18 protein-coding genes are annotated in these 16,618 nt (G+C 70.1%); 4 read left to right on the top strand and 14 right to left on the bottom strand.

All coding sequences use genetic code 11. From position 1 onward, the window contains the following. Positions 1 to 13 precede the first annotated feature (13 nt). Positions 14 to 1,471: a hypothetical protein gene (locus tag OG395_RS38395; protein ID WP_327249587.1), complete on the bottom strand. Its 1,458-nt coding sequence runs from the start codon at positions 1,469 to 1,471 to the stop codon at positions 14 to 16. Positions 1,472 to 2,126: 655 nt separating this feature from the next. Between OG395_RS38395 and OG395_RS38390 the strand changes: the two genes are divergently transcribed. Further along, positions 2,127 to 2,570: a GNAT family N-acetyltransferase gene (locus tag OG395_RS38390; protein WP_327247036.1), complete on the top strand. Its 444-nt coding sequence runs from the start codon at positions 2,127 to 2,129 to the stop codon at positions 2,568 to 2,570. A gap of 15 nt (positions 2,571 to 2,585) precedes the next feature. Here OG395_RS38390 and OG395_RS38385 read toward each other — a convergent pair whose 3' ends face one another. Then, the gene (locus OG395_RS38385) at positions 2,586 to 3,230 is read right to left on the bottom strand and encodes a DUF4232 domain-containing protein (protein ID WP_327247035.1); all 645 of its coding nucleotides are present in this window, start codon (positions 3,228 to 3,230) and stop codon (positions 2,586 to 2,588) included. A 205-nt stretch (positions 3,231 to 3,435) separates the two neighbouring features. On the opposite strand from OG395_RS38385, the gene dapA reads away from it, so the two are divergent. Next, complete coding sequence (dapA, locus tag OG395_RS38380) at positions 3,436 to 4,338, top strand: 4-hydroxy-tetrahydrodipicolinate synthase (RefSeq protein WP_327247034.1); 903 nt, start codon at positions 3,436 to 3,438, stop codon at positions 4,336 to 4,338. 48 nt (positions 4,339 to 4,386) lie between these two features. Here dapA and dapD read toward each other — a convergent pair whose 3' ends face one another. Together dapD and OG395_RS38370 are read right to left on the bottom strand one after the other, a co-directional pair. Next, the gene (gene dapD / locus OG395_RS38375; protein ID WP_327247033.1) at positions 4,387 to 5,373 is read right to left on the bottom strand and encodes a 2,3,4,5-tetrahydropyridine-2,6-dicarboxylate N-succinyltransferase; all 987 of its coding nucleotides are present in this window, start codon (positions 5,371 to 5,373) and stop codon (positions 4,387 to 4,389) included. Positions 5,374 to 5,462: 89 nt separating this feature from the next. Then, positions 5,463 to 6,698 carry an MFS transporter gene (locus OG395_RS38370; RefSeq protein WP_327247032.1) on the bottom strand — a complete coding sequence of 412 codons (1,236 nt, stop codon included), beginning with the start codon at positions 6,696 to 6,698 and terminating at the stop codon, positions 5,463 to 5,465. Positions 6,699 to 6,815: 117 nt separating this feature from the next. On the opposite strand from OG395_RS38370, the gene OG395_RS38365 reads away from it, so the two are divergent. Beyond that, a complete protein-coding gene (locus tag OG395_RS38365; protein WP_327247031.1) occupies positions 6,816 to 7,685 on the top strand; it encodes a winged helix-turn-helix transcriptional regulator in 870 nt (289 codons plus the stop codon). Between the two features lie 64 nt (positions 7,686 to 7,749). On the opposite strand, the gene OG395_RS38360 is transcribed toward OG395_RS38365, so the two are convergent. Together OG395_RS38360 and OG395_RS38355 are read right to left on the bottom strand one after the other, a co-directional pair. Continuing rightward, positions 7,750 to 8,286 (bottom strand): TetR/AcrR family transcriptional regulator, encoded by a 537-nt coding sequence (locus OG395_RS38360; protein ID WP_266986975.1) that lies wholly within the window; start codon positions 8,284 to 8,286, stop codon positions 7,750 to 7,752. Next, positions 8,286 to 8,606, bottom strand: a complete 321-nt coding sequence (locus tag OG395_RS38355) for a DMT family transporter (RefSeq protein WP_266986973.1) — start codon at positions 8,604 to 8,606, stop codon at positions 8,286 to 8,288. Before OG395_RS38355 ends, OG395_RS38360 begins: the two co-directional genes overlap by 1 nt. Before the next feature lie 227 nt (positions 8,607 to 8,833). Here OG395_RS38355 and OG395_RS38350 point away from each other — a divergent pair, with 227 nt between their 5' ends. Continuing rightward, positions 8,834 to 9,856 carry a DUF7847 domain-containing protein gene (locus tag OG395_RS38350; protein ID WP_327247030.1) on the top strand — a complete coding sequence of 341 codons (1,023 nt, stop codon included), beginning with the start codon at positions 8,834 to 8,836 and terminating at the stop codon, positions 9,854 to 9,856. Positions 9,857 to 9,987: 131 nt separating this feature from the next. Here the strand turns inward: OG395_RS38350 and OG395_RS38345 are convergent, their stop codons facing one another. From OG395_RS38345 to OG395_RS38310, 8 genes are read right to left on the bottom strand one after another with little or no spacing between them, the layout of a single operon-like run. Then, complete coding sequence (locus OG395_RS38345) at positions 9,988 to 10,326, bottom strand: metal-sulfur cluster assembly factor (RefSeq protein ID WP_266986967.1); 339 nt, start codon at positions 10,324 to 10,326, stop codon at positions 9,988 to 9,990. Then, positions 10,323 to 10,778: a Fe-S cluster assembly sulfur transfer protein SufU gene (gene sufU / locus OG395_RS38340; RefSeq protein ID WP_323135909.1), complete on the bottom strand. Its 456-nt coding sequence runs from the start codon at positions 10,776 to 10,778 to the stop codon at positions 10,323 to 10,325. The genes OG395_RS38345 and sufU overlap by 4 nt, the downstream gene beginning before the upstream one ends. A gap of 10 nt (positions 10,779 to 10,788) precedes the next feature. Continuing rightward, entirely contained in the window at positions 10,789 to 12,045 is a 1,257-nt protein-coding gene (locus tag OG395_RS38335) for a cysteine desulfurase (protein ID WP_327247029.1), read from the bottom strand. After that, entirely contained in the window at positions 12,042 to 12,806 is a 765-nt protein-coding gene (sufC, locus tag OG395_RS38330) for a Fe-S cluster assembly ATPase SufC (RefSeq protein ID WP_327247028.1), read from the bottom strand. Before sufC ends, OG395_RS38335 begins: the two co-directional genes overlap by 4 nt. A gap of 7 nt (positions 12,807 to 12,813) precedes the next feature. Further along, positions 12,814 to 13,131, bottom strand: a complete 318-nt coding sequence (locus OG395_RS38325; protein ID WP_030919832.1) for a bifunctional 3-phenylpropionate/cinnamic acid dioxygenase ferredoxin subunit — start codon at positions 13,129 to 13,131, stop codon at positions 12,814 to 12,816. Beyond that, complete coding sequence (gene sufD, locus OG395_RS38320) at positions 13,131 to 14,312, bottom strand: Fe-S cluster assembly protein SufD (RefSeq protein ID WP_327247027.1); 1,182 nt, start codon at positions 14,310 to 14,312, stop codon at positions 13,131 to 13,133. The genes OG395_RS38325 and sufD overlap by 1 nt, the downstream gene beginning before the upstream one ends. Positions 14,313 to 14,370: 58 nt before the next feature. Continuing rightward, entirely contained in the window at positions 14,371 to 15,792 is a 1,422-nt protein-coding gene (gene sufB, locus OG395_RS38315; RefSeq protein ID WP_266986958.1) for a Fe-S cluster assembly protein SufB, read from the bottom strand. Beyond that, positions 15,789 to 16,529, bottom strand: coding sequence for a helix-turn-helix transcriptional regulator (locus tag OG395_RS38310; RefSeq protein WP_327247026.1), 741 nt, complete (start codon positions 16,527 to 16,529; stop codon positions 15,789 to 15,791). Before OG395_RS38310 ends, sufB begins: the two co-directional genes overlap by 4 nt. Positions 16,530 to 16,618: the final 89 nt, after the last annotated feature.

The raw sequence follows: 16,618 nt of genomic DNA, 5'->3' as shown, positions 1-16,618 counted from the left end.
ACCCGACAGGCTCTCAGCCGCCCGACCGCGACCGTGCCTTGAATGCCGCCTTGCGGGCGTCCTTCGCCTTCTTCTTATCGCCGTGCAGCCGCCCCATCGCCTCCAGGACGTCCGCCGTTGCCGGGTGTTCCACCCGCCACGCCTGGTCGAAGAAGCCGCTGTGCTGGCCGGACAGCCCTTCGACCAGCCCTTGGAGCTCGTCCAGGTCGCCGTCCGCTTCCAGCTGCGCGGCAATCGTGTCGATGGCGAGCCAGAAGATCATCGACTCCGGCGGCGGAGGCACGTCCGCCGCACCGCGCTCCGCGAGCCAGACCCGGGCGAGGCCGCCCAGCTCCGGGTCGTCGAGCACCGCGCGGACCGCGGGCTCCGCCTCCGCGCCGACCAGGGCGAGCGCCTGCTGGCAGTGCAGCCGACGGAGCGGGGCCTGCTGGTCCGCGCCGCGTGCCGCGTCCAGCAGTTCGGCCGCGGCGCCGTCCGCCCCGCGGCGGGCGAGCCACTGCTCGACCTCGCTGCGGGCCGCCGGCTCCGGGTAGTACGCGACGCCGCCGAGCAGCACGTCGGCGCCCTTGTCGGCGAGATCGCCGATCGCGGGGGCGTCGACACCGGCCTCCAGCATCCGGGCCCGGATGCCGTACAGACCGAGGGGGGTCAGCTTCACCAAGCCGTACCGGCTGATGTCCTCGTCGTCGGCGGGCGGCTGCGCCCGGTCGGCCTCCTCGACGAGCAACGCCTCGTCCACCGGTTGGTAGGCGACGAGCCCGATCGGCTCGAGGAGCCGGAACTGGTCGTCGAGGCGCATCATCGTCTCCGACACCTGCTCCAGGATGTCGTCGGTGGGCTCGTCCATGTCGTCGGGCACGATCATCGACGCGGCGAGCGCGGGCAGCGGGACGGGTGCCTCGCTGTCGCTGCCGTCGCCGACCGTGAGCAGGTACAGGTTGCCGAGCACGCCGTCGAGGAATTCGGCTTCCACCTCCGGGTCCCAGTCCAGGGCGTCGAAGTCGATCGAGCCGTCCTCGCCGACGAGGTCGGTGAGGTCGTCGAAGAAGGGCGCGGTGGCATCGGCGTGCACGGCCTCCAGGCCGTCGAGCCAGATCGCGAGGACGTCCTGCGGGGAGCCGCCGGTCAGCAGCCCCAGGTTCTCGCCCGCGGAAACGGTCCCCTCCGCGTCGTCCCCCTCCGCGTCGCCCTCCGGGTCATGGACGTCGAGGAGCCCGGTGTCGACCGCGAGCCGCCACGCCTCACTGGCGTCGGCCGCGCCGTCCTCGTCCGCCGCCAGCCCGAGGTGCTCGGCCGCCGCGGGCAGCTGTGCTTCGACGAGCTCGCCACCGGCGCCGACCCGGGTCTCCGGCCCCGCCCAACGGGCGAGCCGGACTGCGCGGGCGAGCAGCGGCGCGACGAGCGCGTCCCGTGCCAGCTCCGCCTCGGTGTGCAGCCGTACCGGCGGCAGGGTGGGGCGCTCTGCGGACATCAGGTGGTTCTCCTCGGGCGTACGGGTTTCAGTCCGGCCGGCGACGCGGGCGGGATCACGGGGCTTGGGCACGCATCTTCTCCCGTCCCTCATGTGCCGGTCGGACTCAGGCCGCCCAAGCGTAGACGCTTTTCGCCCGATGCCGCCTGGTTCACGCAAAGGACGGCGAACGGCCACCTGGGGAACCCTGACAACTTCCGTACACAGTCAAGGGATTGATGCGCGTGGACCTCTGTCTCCGCGCCCGCTCCGGTCACCGTCCCGGACCGCTCGGCGCCGTCCCGCTACACGTCGGCGGGCGACCCGGCGGCGGGCGGTTCCCGACGTCCCGGGTGTCGGCCCCGACCAGACCCATGCCGATGCGGGCGATGCCGGCGGTTGCGCCACCGGGACGCGGCAGGTGACGGTGCCGGCACGACGAACCGGCCGCGCCGGTCGACGCGTTCGGCGGGACCCGCTCTCCGGCGGCGGCAGGGAGAGGCACCACGCCGTCGAGCACGCCGGGCCGACCGTCGTCGTCTCCGCGAGCCCACGCCGTTCCCGCCGCGCCCGCCGAGCGGCACGTCCGGGGTCGCACACACCGTGCCGCTCGGTCACGCGGCCGCACCGGTATCCGGCCACTGACCTCCCCGGCGCCCGTGCCAGACTCCGGGTCGTGATCCTTCGCGTCGCCACCCGCCCCGACCTGCCCGCCGTCCTCGCGCTCCTCGCCGACGAGGAGCAGGTCGTCGACCCGGCCTCGGTCGTGGTCGACGAGGCGTACGAGAACGCCTTCGCCGCCATCGAGAGCGACCCGCGCAACGAGATGCTGGTGCTGATGGACGGCGACACCGTGCTGGGCTGCCTGCAGGTGACGTACATACCGGGGCTCGGCAAGCACGGCGAGGAGAGGGCGCTGATCGAGGCGGTGAGGATCAGGGCGGACCGGCGGGGCGGCGGACTGGGTCGGGAGCTGATGAAGCAGGCCGTCGACCGGGCCCGGCTGCGGGGGTGCGGGCTGGTGCAGCTGACCAGCAGCAAGCGGCGCACGGACGCGCACCGGTTCTACGAGTCGCTGGGCTTCGCCCGCAGCCACGAAGGCTTCAAGCTCGCCCTCTGATCCCCGCCCGGGGCACTACTGGGGCGAAACGGCGCGCCAGGCGGTCATGTTCAGCTCGTCGAGCAGCCGTACGTCACTCCCCTCCAGCGGGAACGTGCGCGCCTCCAGCCCCGGGGCGGGTGCGATCTCCAGCGCGTCGCCCTCGATGAGGTCGCCGCCGGTCGGGGTGGACACCCATGCGAGCAGCGCGTTCAGCGTCTTCCCCGGCTTCAGCATGACCTCCTTCGGCCCGCGGTCGGTCCCCATGTACGAAGAGCCGGGGTTCACCGGAACCGGCAGCGGATCGCCGTCGTCGTCGAGGGCCCGCACGGACGGGTAGCCGTCCACCCGGAACGGCTTGCTGCCACAGTTGGTGAGGGTGAGCGACACGGCCCGGTGGCCCAGCGCCGCTTGCACCTCACCCATGTCCACGACGACGCCGGAGGACGGGCAGTCGCCGGTGACGACGGCGCTCGGGGTGGGTGTGGGGCCGTCCCCTGCGGGCGGCAGGTCGGCGGACGGGGCGACGGCCAGGTCGGACGGATCCAGCTTGTCCGCGTGCACATCCGGCGTGTACGAGGTGCTCGAAGTCGACTCCGGCTCGCCCTCGCCCGCCGGAACGAGAAATCCGGCGCATCCCGACAGCGTCAGAGCCAGCGCCCCGGTGAGGCAGGCGGCCATCACCTCTCTCCGCGCTCCGGTGCCCGTCCTCGTGCCCGCCGGTCCTCGCATACTCGTGCACCCGCCCCGCATCGGCCTGCCGCATAGGCGTTCGATCATGCCAGACCGCGCTCCCGGGCCCACGCCAATGGTTGAGCATTTCTTCTCCATCACCTCAAGCAGAACTAAGTAGACCTTCACGGTCGGGGCGACGGACACTTCGGACATGACAGTCCCTGAAGCCCCTGCAACCCCCGCAGCCCCGTTCGGACGCGCCCTCTGCGCCATGATCACGCCCTTCACCGCCGACGGCGAGCTGGACCTGGACGCCGCCGGGACCCACGCCGCCGGTCTCGTCGCCGACGGCTGCGACGGCCTGGTGCTCAGCGGCACCACCGGCGAATCCCCGACCACCACAGACGTCGAGAAAACCGCGCTGCTGCGCGCGGTCCGTGCGGCGGTCGGCGCCGGTGTGCCGCTGGTCGCCGGGGTCGGCAGTGCGGACACCCGGCACACCGTCGAGCTGGCCCGGCAGGCCGAACGGGCAGGCGCGGACGGCCTGTTGGTCGTGACGCCCTACTACAGCAGACCGCCGCAGCCCGCCGTCGAGGCACACTTCCGGCGCGTCGCCGACGCGACCGGCGTTCCGCTGATGCTGTACGACATCCCCGGCCGCACCGGCACCCGCATCGAGCCGGAGACCCTGCTGCGGCTCGCGGACCATCCGCGCATCGTGGCGGTGAAGGACTGCGCGTACGACCTGCTCGGCTCGGCAAAGGTGATCGGGGCCGGCTCGCTCGCGTACTACTCGGGCTGCGAGGAGCTCAACCTGCCGCTGTACTCGGTGGGCGCGGCGGGCTATGTGAGTACGGTCGCCAATGTGGCGCCCCGGCAGCTGCGGGCGGTCCTGGACGCTTTCGACGCCGGGGACACCGCCGAGGCGGCCCGGCTCAACCGGCTGACCATTCCGCTGGCCGAGTTGATGATGTCGTCCGGGCTGCCCGGCACCGTGACGGCCAAGGCGTTGCTCGGCGCCGGACCGGTCCGGGAACCGCTGCAGCCCGCCGGGCGCGAGGCGGCCGACGGGCTGCGGAAGGCGTACGAGGAACTCCTCGCCGCTACGCGTTAGTGCCGTGACCGGCAATGTTTGACGGGGCAGAGCTTGCCGGGAGGGGCACTAGTTGTGGCTGTGCAGGACGTCGTTGAGGCCGTCCCACACCGCGTTGTTCGGGCGGGCCTCGACGGCGCCGGTGACCGAGTTGCGGCGGAAGAGGATGTTCGAGGCGCCGGAGAGCTCCCGCGCCTTGACGATCTGGCCGTCCGGCAGGGTGATGCGCGTACCCGCGGTGACGTACAGCCCCGCTTCGACGACGCACTCGTCGCCGAGCGCGATCCCGACGCCCGCCTCGGCACCGATCAGGCAGCGCTCACCGATGACGATGCGCTCCTTGCCGCCGCCGGAGAGGGTGCCCATCGTCGAGGCACCGCCACCGATGTCGGAGCCGTTGCCGACGACGACGCCCGCGGAGATGCGGCCCTCGATCATCGACGTGCCGAGCGTGCCGGCGTTGAAGTTGACGAAGCCCTCGTGCATGACCGTCGTACCGGCGGCGAGGTGCGCGCCGAGCCTGACCCGGTCGGCGTCGGCGATCCGGACGCCCTTCGGGGCGACGTAGTCCGTCATCCGGGGGAACTTGTCGACCGAGGTGACCTGGAGGTGCAGGCCGTCGGCGCGGGCGTTCAGCCGCACCTTCTCCAGGTCGTCGACGGCGACCGGACCGAGCGACGTCCAGGCGACGTTGGTCAGGAGGCCGAAGACGCCGTCCAGGTTCTGGCCGTGCGGCTGGACGAGACGGTGCGAGAGGAGGTGCAGGCGCAAGTACGCGTCGTGGGCGTCGAGCGGCTTGTCGTCGAGCGAGGCGATGACCGTGCGCACGGCGACGACCTCGACGCCGCGGCGGGCGTCCACGCCGACGGCCTTGGCCGCGCCCTCGCCGAGGAGGTTCACGGCCTGGTCGGGGGTGAGCCGCTCGGTTCCGGCCGGACCGGGCTCGGCGGAGAGCTCGGGTGCGGGGAACCAGGTGTCGAGAACGGAACCGTCGCCGGCGATGGTGGCGAGGCCGGCGGCGACGGCGCCGGTGGTGCGGGAAGTCGTGTCGGTCATGACACGAAACCTAACCGGCGGGGCCCCGCCGGAGCCAACCGGTCTCGCCGGATGGTCGCGGCGGGGCCCCACCCACCCCGACCGCGCGGTCAGCCGGGCTGCGCCTGCCGCTCGGGCACCGGGGTCCGCGCCGGGGCCACCACGCGCACCGACCCCCGCAGCCGCCGCGCCGCCAGCACCGCCACCCCCGCACAGCCGGCCAGCACCGCGCACACCGGCCAGAGCAGCTCGGGCGCGGCCGTGTAGAGCGCGCCGCCGAGCGGTGGGGCCAGCACCTGGCCGCTGATGGACGCCCCCGCGTACAGACTCTGGAAGCGGCCCTGCACATGGCCGGGTGCCTGGTCGGCGACGTACGCCGTGGCGGTGGACTTGTACAGGATCTCGCCCGCGGTCAGCGACACCATCATGGTGACGGCGAACAGCACGCCGGCCCCCGGGATCAGTGCCGCGAATCCCAGCCCCACCAGCAGCAGCCCGGTACCCACGATGCTCAGCGGAGCCCGTCGGCGCAGCGCGTGCGCCACCGGGAGTTCGAGGCAGAGGATGACGCCGCCGTTGATGGCGAGCAGCCACCCGTAGAACTGGGCACTGTGGCCGTGATCGGCGAGGAACACGGGCAGGGTGGAGTACTGCTGCCGGTAGACGAAGTCGACACAGAGGATCGCGGCGAGCAGCACCGGCACCGCGGGTCTGACCCGCAGCTCCCGCCAGAGCCCCGGTGCGCCGGGGTCGTGCGCCGGCCGGGTGTGTACGGTGCCGCGAGCCGGGAGCACCTTCGATGCGTACGCGGCGAAGAGCAGCGTCCCGAGGCCGTCGGCGACGAACAGCGGGCCGTACGAGAAGTGGGCGGCGATCAGTGCGCCGAGCGGTGGGCCGACGGCGAAGGCGGCGTTGCTCCCGGCGCGCATCAGGGCGAAGCTCTGGCGCCTGCCGCCCTCGGGGACGGAGACGGCGACGAGGGCCGCGTTGGCGGCACGTACGACGCCTGCCGCGTACTGCGCGAGCGGCAGCACCCCGTACATCGCCGCGACCGGCAGGACCGGCAGGGTGACGAGCGCCGCGCCGCTCACCAGTGCGCCCGTCAGGAGCATCCGGCGGTGACCGTAGTGGTCGCCGAACCAGCCGCCGGTGAAGTTGCCGGCGACCAGGCCGATGCCGCCGATGCCCGCGATCACTCCGGCCTGCGGCACGGTGAGTCCGCGCGGTCCGGTCAGATAGACGAAGAGATAGACGAAGGTGAAGCTGACGACGCCGTTGAGGAAGCCTCCCAAGGCCAGCAGCCGTACCGTCCGTGGTACGTCCCGCACCATCCCGAAGATCCTCATCCGCAGCACCCTCCCCAGCGAGTTCCTTTTGGGAACGGACTATGGCAGCATGCTTTCCGCGGGTCAATCCGGTAAGGGGCGGCCTCGGCACGAGCAAGAACGGAAGAAGACGAAGTCATGCCGCAGCGCACCAGCCTGTCCGACGCCGACTGCGCGATCGCCCAGGCCCTCGATGTCGTCGGCGACTGGTGGACCCTGCTGATCGTGCGCGACACCGCGCGCGGGGTGCACCGCTTCGACGCGCTCCAGCACGAGCTGGGCATGTCCCGCAAGGTGCTCACCGAGCGGCTGCGGCTGCTGGTGGACGCGGGCGTGCTGTCCCGGGATCCGTACCAGGACCGCCCGGTCCGGTACGAGTACCGGCTCACCCCGCGCGGCCGCGCGCTGCTGCCGGTACTGATCGCGCTCCAGGACTGGGGCGACACCTGGGTGATGGGAGACGGAGAGACGATGGCGACGGCCACGGGGGCGTCCAAGGAGGCGGCGCGGGTGCACGCCCTGGTGGGCACCCGCTTGCCGGAGCTGCAACTCATCGACTACGACGGGGTGTTGCGCGACCCGGTCGCCGACACCGCGTACACCGTCCTGTACTGCTTCCCCGGCGCGTACGCCCGCCGGGACGCCTACCCGCCGGGCTGGGCCGAGATCCCGGGCGCGAGCGGCTGCACCCTCGAATCCTGCACGTACCGCGACCAGTTGGCCGAGTTCACCGCGGCGGGGGCGACGGTGCACGGAGTGTCCACCCAACGCCCCGACGAGCAGCGGGCGTTCGCGGAAGCGGAGGGGCTGCGCTTCCCGCTGCTGTCCGACGCGGACCTGGAACTGGCGGCGGCGCTGCGACTGCCGACGTTCCGGGCGGCGGGAGTCAGCCGGCTGAAGCGGCTGACCCTGGTGGTGGACCGGCACCGGACGGTCCGCGAGGCGCTGTATCCGATCACGGACATCGAGGCGAGCGTGCAGGCGGCCTTGGCGGCGGTCCGCCGCTGACAGCGCGACGCCCGTCCGGGGCCGCCCGTCGCCGAACCTGTCGGCGCCGGGGCGGCCTACGTGGTCAGCCGATGATCCGGGCCAGCATCTCCCGCGCGTACGCCGCGTCGTAGGTCCCGCCCGTCAGCAGCACCTGCAGACAGATCCCGTCCATCAGCGCGATCAGTGCCCGCGCGGTGGCCGGGTCGGTGCGCCCGGCCAGCAGCTCGGCGGTGACATCCGTCCACTCGGCGGCGACCGGCTGCAGCACGGGCCGGCGCAGCGCCGCCAGGTAGAGCTCGTACTCCAGCTCCAGCCGCCCGCGCCCGCCGGAGAACCACTCCCCCAGCAGCCGGGCCAGTGCCTCGGCGAGATCCGCGTCCGGGGCGAGGAGTGCCTCGCTCTCCCGCATGGCCCGGGAGAAATTCTCGTTCGAGCGGCGCAGCGCGGCGACCAGCAGCTCGTCGAGCGAGGCGAAGTGATACGTCGTCGAGCCGAGCGGCACATCCGCCTCGGCGGCGACGGAACGGTGACTGAGGCCCGCGATACCCTTGGTGCCGACCACCCGGATCGCCGCATCGATGATGCGGCCGCGCCGCTCGGGGTCGTACCGGCGGACCATCAGTGCGCTCCGCCCAGGTTGAGCACGACCACACCGGCAATGATCAGCGCGATGCCCGCCACCTTGACCAGGTTCCCGGACTCGCCCATGAAGAGGACCCCTATGGCGGCGACCGCCGCCGTGCCGATCCCGGCCCAGATGGCATAGGCGGTACCCATGGACAGCGTCTTCAGGGTCTGCGCGAGCAGCGAGAAGGCGAGCAGATAGCCGACGACGGTGATGAGCGAGGGCCAGAGCCGGGTGAAGCCCTCGCTGTACTTCATGGCCGTCGTCCCGGCCACCTCCGCCGCAATGGCCGCGGCCAGCAGTCCGTATCCCATGTGTACGAGTGTACGCATCGTTGCGTACGCTCGTACACATACCCGGGCGCGCAGAAGGGATCCGCTGCCCCACCAGGAGCGCTACCGTGTCCCGACCAGCACATGGACCCCGACACAACGGAGCAGCAGTGGCGCAGGACGCAGGGTGGGGCGGCGGGCCCGGGGGCCCGCCGTACGGAGGAGCGCCGTACGGAGGACCCCCCGGACCACCGGGATGGGGCGGGTGGATGCCGCCGCCGAAGCCAGGGGTGATACCGCTCGCGCCGCTGAGCCTCGGGGACATCCTCGGCGGCGCGTTCTCCACGATGGGCCGCTACTGGAAGCAGCTCTTCGGTATCGGTGCGGCCGTGTACGGCGGGGCCGTCGTCGTGGTCGGCGCCGCGGTCGCGATCGCGTACTCCGCGGTCAGCGACCATCTGCACCGGGTCGTCGCGCTCTCCGCCGAGGAGAGCGCGCCCACGGAGGACATCGCCCCGCTGGTGATCGCCTTCGGCGCCGTCTGGCTGGTCGCCCTTGTGTCGCTCATGATCGGCACCGCCATGATGTACGCGACCGTACCGGCGGTCCTGCAGGACGCTGTCCTGGGGCGGCGGACCACGTTCGGCATCATCTGGCGCCGGGCCTGGGCCCGCGTACCGGCGGTCATCGGCACGGTGCTCCTGACCGGGCTGATCACATTGATCCCATTCGTCTTCATGATGGTCGCCATGGTGTCCGCCATCGTCGCGGCCGTCGGCCTGGATGCCGGGTCCGGCGCCGCTGCGCTGATCTCACTCGGCTTCCTCGGCGCCCTGGCGACGTTCCCGCTGGCGGCCTGGCTCTGGGTGAAGTTCTCCCTGGCTCCCTCCGCCGTCGTCTTCGAGGGACAGAGCCCGATCTCGGCGCTGCGCCGCTCCTCGCAGCTGGTACGCGGCGACTGGTGGCGGATCTTCGGCATCTCGCTGCTGGCGCTGATCATGGCGGCGGTGGGGAGCTACATCATCCAGATGCCGTTCTCGTTCCTCGGCCTGTTCCCGGGCATGATCAGCACGGCGAACCTGGACTCCGACCCGAGCGTCGCGGCCGTCATCGTCGCCGTGAGCGGCTACATGGTGGCCATGCTGCTGGGCCAGCTGATCGGCCAGCTCGTCTCGGCGACGTTCCCGCAGCTGGTGACCGGGCTGCTGTACGTGGACCGGCGGATGCGCAACGAGAACCTGGGCCCGGTCCTCGCCGAAGCGGCCGCCGCGCCCCCGCAGTTCGGTCCGTGAGCGCGGGTCGCGCCGCTCAGTCGCAGGTTCCAACTCCCGCACCAACGGCGGACCCACATCACGCCACCGGCGGACGAACAACGCCGAACGGCCCCCGGCTCGAGCCGGGGGCCGTTCGGAAGCGCAGAGGATCAGACGTTGAAGCCGAGCGCGCGCAGCTGCTCGCGCCCGTCGTCCGTGATCTTGTCGGGGCCCCACGGCGGCATCCAGACCCAGTTGATCCGCAGCTCGTTGACGAGGCCGTCGGTCGCGGACTTCGCCTGGTCCTCGATGACATCGGTCAGCGGGCAGGCCGCGGACGTCAGGGTCATGTCGAGGGTGGCGATGTTGGCGTCGTCGATGTGGATGCCGTAGATCAGGCCCAGGTTGACGACGTCGATGCCCAGCTCGGGGTCGACGACGTCGTACAGCGCCTCCCGGACCTCCTCCTCGGAGGCCGGCTTGGTGGTAAGAGTCTCGTTCTCGCTCATGCCGTCTTCCCTTCGGACAGCGCCTTCGCCGTCGCGTCCTTCCACGCCATCCAGCTCAGCAGCGCGCACTTGACCCGGGCCGGGTACTTCGAGACACCGGCGAACGCGACCGCGTCCTCCAGCACCTCCTCCATCGCGTCGTCCGGCTCGAGCTGACCCTTCGACTGCATCAGCTCCAGGAAGGTCTCCTGGATCTTCTGAGCCTCGCCCAGCTCCTTGCCGACCAGCAGCTCGTTCAGCACGGAGGCGCTGGCCTGACTGATGGAACAGCCCTGACCCTCGTACGACACATCGGCGATGGTCTCGCCGTCGTACTTCACCCGGAGCGTGATCTCGTCTCCGCACGTCGGGTTGACGTGGTGCACCTCGGCGTCGCCGTCCCGCAGGCCGCGCCCGTGGGGGTGCTTGTAGTGGTCCAGGATCACTTCCTGGTACATCGAATCAAGCTTCACCAGTCAACCCTCAGCCGAAGAAGTTCCGTACGTGCTCCAGACCGTCCACCAGCGCGTCGACCTCGGCAGGCGTGGAGTACAGATAGAACGACGCTCGCGTCGTCGCAGGAATTCCGTACCGCAGGCAGACCGGCCGTGCGCAGTGGTGTCCGACCCGGACCGCGATGCCCTGCTCGTCGAGGACCTGGCCCACGTCGTGCGGGTGGATGTCGCCGAGCGTGAAGGAGATCGTGGCGCCGCGGTCCTCCGCGGTGGACGGGCCGATGATCCTCAGGTCCGGGACTTCCAGGAGGCGCTTCACCGCGTACTCGGTGATCGCGTGCTCATGCTGGAAGATCTTGTCCATGCCGATCGCCGAGAGGTAGTCCACGGCCGCGCCGAGGCCGACGGCCTGCGCGATCGGGGGCGTACCCGCCTCGAACTTGTGCGGCGCCGGGGCGTATGTCGACGAGTGCATCGACACGGTCTCGATCATCTCGCCGCCACCGAGGAACGGCGGCAGGTCCTCCAGGAGCTCCTGCCGTCCCCAGAGCACGCCGATGCCGGTCGGGCCGACCATCTTGTGGCCGGTGAAGGCCACGAAGTCGGCCTGCAGTGCCTGCACGTCGAGCACCATGTGCGGGGCGGCCTGCGAGGCGTCTATGCAGACCAGCGCGCCGACCTGCTGGGCGCGGCGGATGATCTTCTCGACCGGGTTGATCGTGCCCATGATGTTGGAGACCAGCGTGAAGGAGACGATCTTCGTCTTCTCCGTGATGATCTCGTCGATGTTGGACAGGTCGAGGCGGCCGTCGTCGGTGATGCCGAACCACTTCAGCTTCGCACCGGTGCGCTGCGCGAGCAGCTGCCACGGCACGATGTTGGAGTGGTGCTCCATCTCCGTGATGACGATCTCGGTCTCGTGGTCCACCCGGTAGGGCTCGTCGGCCCAGCCGAGCATGTTGGCCACGAGGTTGAGCGACTCCGAGGCGTTCTTGGTGAAGATCACCTCGTTGCGGCTCGGCGCGTTGATGAAGGCGGCGACCTTGTCACGGGCGCCTTCGTACAGCGCCGTGGCCTCCTCCGCGATCGTGTACACGCCGCGGTGGACGTTGGCGTTGTGCCGCTCGTAGTACTCGCTGAGCGCGTCGAGGACCTGGCGCGGCTTCTGCGAAGTCGCCGCACTGTCCAGATAGACGATCTTCTTCCCGTCGTGGACCGTACGATCCAGCAGGGGGAAGTCCTTGCGGATCGCCTCGGTGTCGAGGAGGCCCGGCAGCTGTGTCACGCGGAAGCGCCACCCTTCACATATGCCTCGTAGCCCTCGTTCTCCAGCTTGTCGGCGAGCTCGGCGCCGCCGGACTCGGCAATACGGCCGTTGGCGAAGACGTGCACGAAGTCGGGCTTGATGTAACGGAGGATCCGCGTGTAGTGCGTGATCAGCAGCGTGCCGACCTCGCCGGTCTCGCGAACCCGGTTGACGCCCTCGGAGACGACGCGCAGGGCGTCGACGTCCAGGCCGGAGTCGGTCTCGTCGAGGATCGCGACCTTCGGCTTGAGGAGCTCCAGCTGAAGGATCTCGTGGCGCTTCTTCTCACCGCCGGAGAAGCCCTCGTTGACGTTGCGCTCGGCGAACGCGGGGTCCATGTGGAGGTCGGCCATCGTCTCCTTGACCTCCTTCACCCACGTACGCAGCTTGGGCGCCTCGCCGCGGACGGCGGTGGCGGAGGTACGCAGGAAGTTGGAGACCGAGACACCGGGGACCTCGACCGGGTACTGCATGGCCAGGAAGAGACCGGCGCGGGCGCGCTCGTCGACGGTCATCGCCAGGACGTCCTCGCCGTCCAGGGTCACCGTGCCGCTGGTGATCGTGTACTTGGGGTGGCCTGCGAGCGAGTACGCGAGGGTCGACTTGCCGGACCCGTTGGGGCCCATGATGGCGTGGGTCTCGCCCTGCTTCACGATCAGGTCGACGCCCTTGAGGATCTCCTTCGTGGCGTTGTCGGCCTCGACGGAGACGTGCAGGTCGCGGATTTCAAGCGTTGCCATGGGTGACTCAGGACTCCTGGGTGACGGAGACGAGCACATCGTCCCCTTCGATCTTGACGGGGTATACGGGGACGGGGCGCGTCGCGGGAAGGCCGGACGGCTTGCCGGTGCGCAGGTCGAAGCTGGAGCCGTGCAGCCAGCACTCGATCATGCAGTCCTCGACCTCTCCCTCGGACAGTGAGACGTTCGCGTGCGAACAGATGTCGTTGATCGCGAACACCTCGCCCTCGGTACGGACGAGAGAGACCGGCGTTCCGTCGAGTTCCACCCGCTTCGGGGTGTCCTCTTCCAGCTCGCTCAGCGCGCAGACTTTGACGAAGGCCATCAGACGGAAGCCTTCAGCTCGGCCTCGATCTTGTCGAGCAGACGGGCCTCGACGTCCGGCAGACCGATCTGCTGGACCAGTTCGGCGAAGAAGCCGCGCACGACGAGCCGGCGGGCATCCTCGGCCGGGATACCGCGGGACATCAGGTAGAAGAGCTGCTCGTCGTCGAAGCGGCCGGTCGCGGAGGCGTGACCGGCGCCGACGATCTCGCCGGTCTCGATCTCCAGGTTCGGCACCGAGTCGACCCGCGCGCCGTCCGTGAGGACGAGGTTGCGGTTCATCTCGTAGGTGTCGGTGCCCTCGGCCTTGGCCTGGATGAGCACGTCACCGATCCACACCGCGTGCGCGCCGTCGCCCTGGAGCGCGCCCTTGTAGACGGCGTTGGACTTGCAGTGCGGGGTGTTGTGGTCGACGAAGAGGCGGTGCTCCTGGTGCTGGCTCCTGTCGGTGAAGTACAGACCGAAGAGCTCCGCCTCGCCGCCGGTGCCCGCGTAGGAGACCCGTGGGTGGAGGCGGACCAGGTCGCCGCCGAAGGTGACGACGATCGACTTGAAGGTGGCGTCCCGGCCGATCAGCGCGTTGTGCTGAGCGACGTGGACCGCGGTGTCGTCCCAGTCCTGGACGGAGACGACGGTCAGCTTCGCACCGTCACCGAGGACGTAGTCGACGTTGCCCGCGACGACCGCGTCACCGGTGTGGTCGATGACGACCACGGCCTCGGCGAAGGCTCCCAGCTCGATGACCTGGTGGGCGTAGGCCACACCGCCCTCACCGTGCACGGCGATCCGGATCGGCTCGGCGAGCACGGCCTCCTTGGCGACCGTGATGACCGAGGCCTTCTCGAAGGACGAGTACGCCTGGGCGGCGACGCGGTCCACCGGGGTGCCCGCTCTGCCGAGCCGCACGTCGTCGCGACCGACGGTCTCGACGGTGACGCCCTCGGGGACGTCGACCTCGACCTTGACGGCCCCACCGGTCGCGACGGCGGTGCCGTCGTGCAGGCCGCGCAGCCGCTCCAGCGGCGTGAACCGCCACTCCTCCTCGCGGCCGTGCGGGACCGGGAAGTCCGCGACGTCGAAGGACGGGGGCGCGCTCATGCGCGTGGCGACGGTCGACTCGGCGGCCACCGCGATGGACCCGGTGGTGGTGGACCCCGCCGGAATGTTCTGAGCCTCAGCCATGGCTGTCGTAGTGCTCGCTTTCTCTGTCAAAAGTCGGGGATTCGGTCGTCAGGCTGTGCTAGCCGACCGAACCCTCCATCTGCAGCTCGATCAGCCGGTTGAGCTCAAGCGCGTACTCCATGGGCAGCTCGCGTGCGATCGGCTCGACGAAGCCGCGCACGATCATGGCCATGGCCTCGAACTCGGTCAGACCGCGGCTCATCAGGTAGAAGAGCTGGTCCTCGGAGACCTTGGAGACAGTGGCCTCGTGACCCATGGACACGTCGTCCTCACGGACGTCCACGTACGGGTAGGTGTCGGAGCGGGAGATCGTGTCGACCAGGAGCGCGTCGCACAGCACGTTGGACTTGGAGCCCGCGGCGCCCTCGCCGATCTCGACCAGACCGCGGTACGAGGTACGGCCGCCGCCTCGCGCCACCGACTTGGAGACGATGTTGGAGGAGGTGTTCGGCGCCATGTGGACCATCTTGGATCCGGCGTCCTGGTGCTGGCCCTCGCCCGCGAAGGCGATGGAGAGCGTCTCGCCCTTGGCGTGCTCGCCCATCAGGTAGACGGCCGGGTACTTCATGGTGACCTTGGAGCCGATGTTGCCGTCGACCCACTCCATGGTCGCGCCCTCGTACGCCACGGCGCGCTTGGTGACCAGGTTGTAGACGTTGTTCGACCAGTTCTGGATCGTCGTGTAGCGGCAGCGGCCGCCCTTCTTCACGATGATCTCGACGACGGCGGAGTGCAGCGAGTCCGAGGAGTAGATCGGCGCGGTGCAGCCCTCGACGTAGTGGACGTAGGCGTCCTCGTCGACGATGATCAGCGTCCGCTCGAACTGGCCCATGTTCTCCGTGTTGATACGGAAGTAGGCCTGCAGGGGGATGTCGACGTGGACACCCTTCGGCACGTAGATGAACGAGCCACCGGACCACACGGCCGAGTTCAGCGAGGCGAACTTGTTGTCGCCGACCGGGATGACGGTGCCGAAGTACTCCTTGAAGAGCTCCGGGTGCTCCTTCAGCGCGGTGTCCGTGTCGAGGAAGATGACGCCCTGCTCCTCCAGGTCCTCACGGATCTGGTGGTAGACGACCTCGGACTCGTACTGCGCGGCGACACCGGCGACCAGGCGCTGCTTCTCCGCCTCCGGGATGCCGAGCTTGTCGTACGTGTTCTTGATGTCCTCGGGCAGGTCCTCCCAGGACTCCGCCTGCTTCTCGGTGGACCGCACGAAGTACTTGATGTTGTCGAAGTCGATGCCCGACAGGTCCGAGCCCCAGTTGGGCATGGGCTTCTTGTCGAACAGCCGCAGGCCCTTGAGGCGGAGCTTCAGCATCCACTCGGGCTCGTTCTTCTTCGCCGAGATGTCGCGTACGACAGCCTCGGAGAGGCCGCGCTTGGCCGCCGCGCCTGCCGCGTCGGAGTCGGCCCAGCCGAATTCGTACGTACCCAGACCCTCGAGCTCAGGGTGGGCAGTCTCCGTGGGGAGCGTCATGCGGGGTTCCTCCCGGCCGTGCTTGCAGATGCTGATGTGGTGGTCTGTGCGGTTGGGGGTCCGCCGCGCGGTACGAACGTCGTGCACACCCCGTCGCCATGGGCGATGGTGGCCAGACGCTGCACATGGGTCCCGAGCAGGCTGGAGAAGATCTCCGTCTCCGCCTCGCACAGCTGCGGGAACTGCTCGGCGACATGGGCGACCGGGCAGTGGTGCTGGCACAGCTGCTCGCCCTGCTGAGGGCCGGGCGCGCTTCGCGCCGTAGCAGCGTACCCGTCGGCGGACAAGGCCTTGGCCAGCGCCTCTGTGCGCTGCGCGGGCTCCGCCGCGTCGATCGCCTCGCGGTAGGCCACCGACTGCGCGGCGGCCCTGGCGCGGACGAAGGCGACGACCGCTTCGTCGCCCGCGGTCTCGGCGATCCAGCGAAGAGCGTCGGCGGCAAGCTTGTCGTAGGACTGGTCGAAGGCGTCCCGGCCGCAGTCGGTCAGGGCAAACACCTTGGCCGGACGGCCGCGGGTCCGCGCCCCGTACACCCGCTGTTCGCGGGCCTCGACGACACCGTCGGAGACGAGGGCGTCGAGATGACGGCGGACGGCGGCCTGGGTCAGCCCGAGGCGCTTCGCCAGGTCGGCGACGGTGGACGGGCCGTGGTCCAGGATGGAGCGCGCGACCCGGTTGCGCGTCGAGCGCTCGCCGGTCGCGAGTTCCTCCTGCGGAGCCTCGCCCTGGTATTTCACAACGCCATTGTTGCGTAATTCCTCCGGCCCTGACAACCACGGTCCGAAACGATCAACGGTGGAGTTAGTCACTAAGGGTTACCTAATCC

The organism is Streptomyces sp. NBC_01320, assembly GCF_035974375.1.
GTDB lineage: Bacteria > Actinomycetota > Actinomycetes > Streptomycetales > Streptomycetaceae > Streptomyces > Streptomyces yanii.
Note: the sequence above shows the minus strand (reverse complement) of the source record. Positions and strands in the feature narration are given on the sequence as shown.

Bases quoted from the DNA above. Each gene is read 5' to 3' on its own strand.
- OG395_RS38395 (WP_327249587.1), bottom strand. From the start codon at position 1,471: ATGTCCGCAGAGCGCCCCACCCTGCCGCCGGTACGGCTGCACACCGAG.
- OG395_RS38370 (WP_327247032.1), bottom strand. From the start codon at position 6,698: ATGAGGATCTTCGGGATGGTGCGGGACGTACCACGGACGGTACGGCTG.
- OG395_RS38385 (WP_327247035.1), bottom strand. From the start codon at position 3,230: ATGGCCGCCTGCCTCACCGGGGCGCTGGCTCTGACGCTGTCGGGATGC.
- sufD (WP_327247027.1), bottom strand. From the start codon at position 14,312: ATGGCTGAGGCTCAGAACATTCCGGCGGGGTCCACCACCACCGGGTCC.
- OG395_RS38350 (WP_327247030.1), top strand. From the start codon at position 8,834: ATGCCGCCGCCGAAGCCAGGGGTGATACCGCTCGCGCCGCTGAGCCTC.
- OG395_RS38355 (WP_266986973.1), bottom strand. From the start codon at position 8,606: ATGGGATACGGACTGCTGGCCGCGGCCATTGCGGCGGAGGTGGCCGGG.
- sufB (WP_266986958.1), bottom strand. From the start codon at position 15,792: ATGACGCTCCCCACGGAGACTGCCCACCCTGAGCTCGAGGGTCTGGGT.
- dapD (WP_327247033.1), bottom strand. From the start codon at position 5,373: ATGACCGACACGACTTCCCGCACCACCGGCGCCGTCGCCGCCGGCCTC.
- OG395_RS38325 (WP_030919832.1), bottom strand. From the start codon at position 13,131: ATGGCCTTCGTCAAAGTCTGCGCGCTGAGCGAGCTGGAAGAGGACACC.
- sufC (WP_327247028.1), bottom strand. From the start codon at position 12,806: ATGGCAACGCTTGAAATCCGCGACCTGCACGTCTCCGTCGAGGCCGAC.
- OG395_RS38365 (WP_327247031.1), top strand. From the start codon at position 6,816: ATGCCGCAGCGCACCAGCCTGTCCGACGCCGACTGCGCGATCGCCCAG.
- OG395_RS38345 (WP_266986967.1), bottom strand. From the start codon at position 10,326: ATGAGCGAGAACGAGACTCTTACCACCAAGCCGGCCTCCGAGGAGGAG.
- OG395_RS38360 (WP_266986975.1), bottom strand. From the start codon at position 8,286: ATGGTCCGCCGGTACGACCCCGAGCGGCGCGGCCGCATCATCGATGCG.
- dapA (WP_327247034.1), top strand. From the start codon at position 3,436: ATGACAGTCCCTGAAGCCCCTGCAACCCCCGCAGCCCCGTTCGGACGC.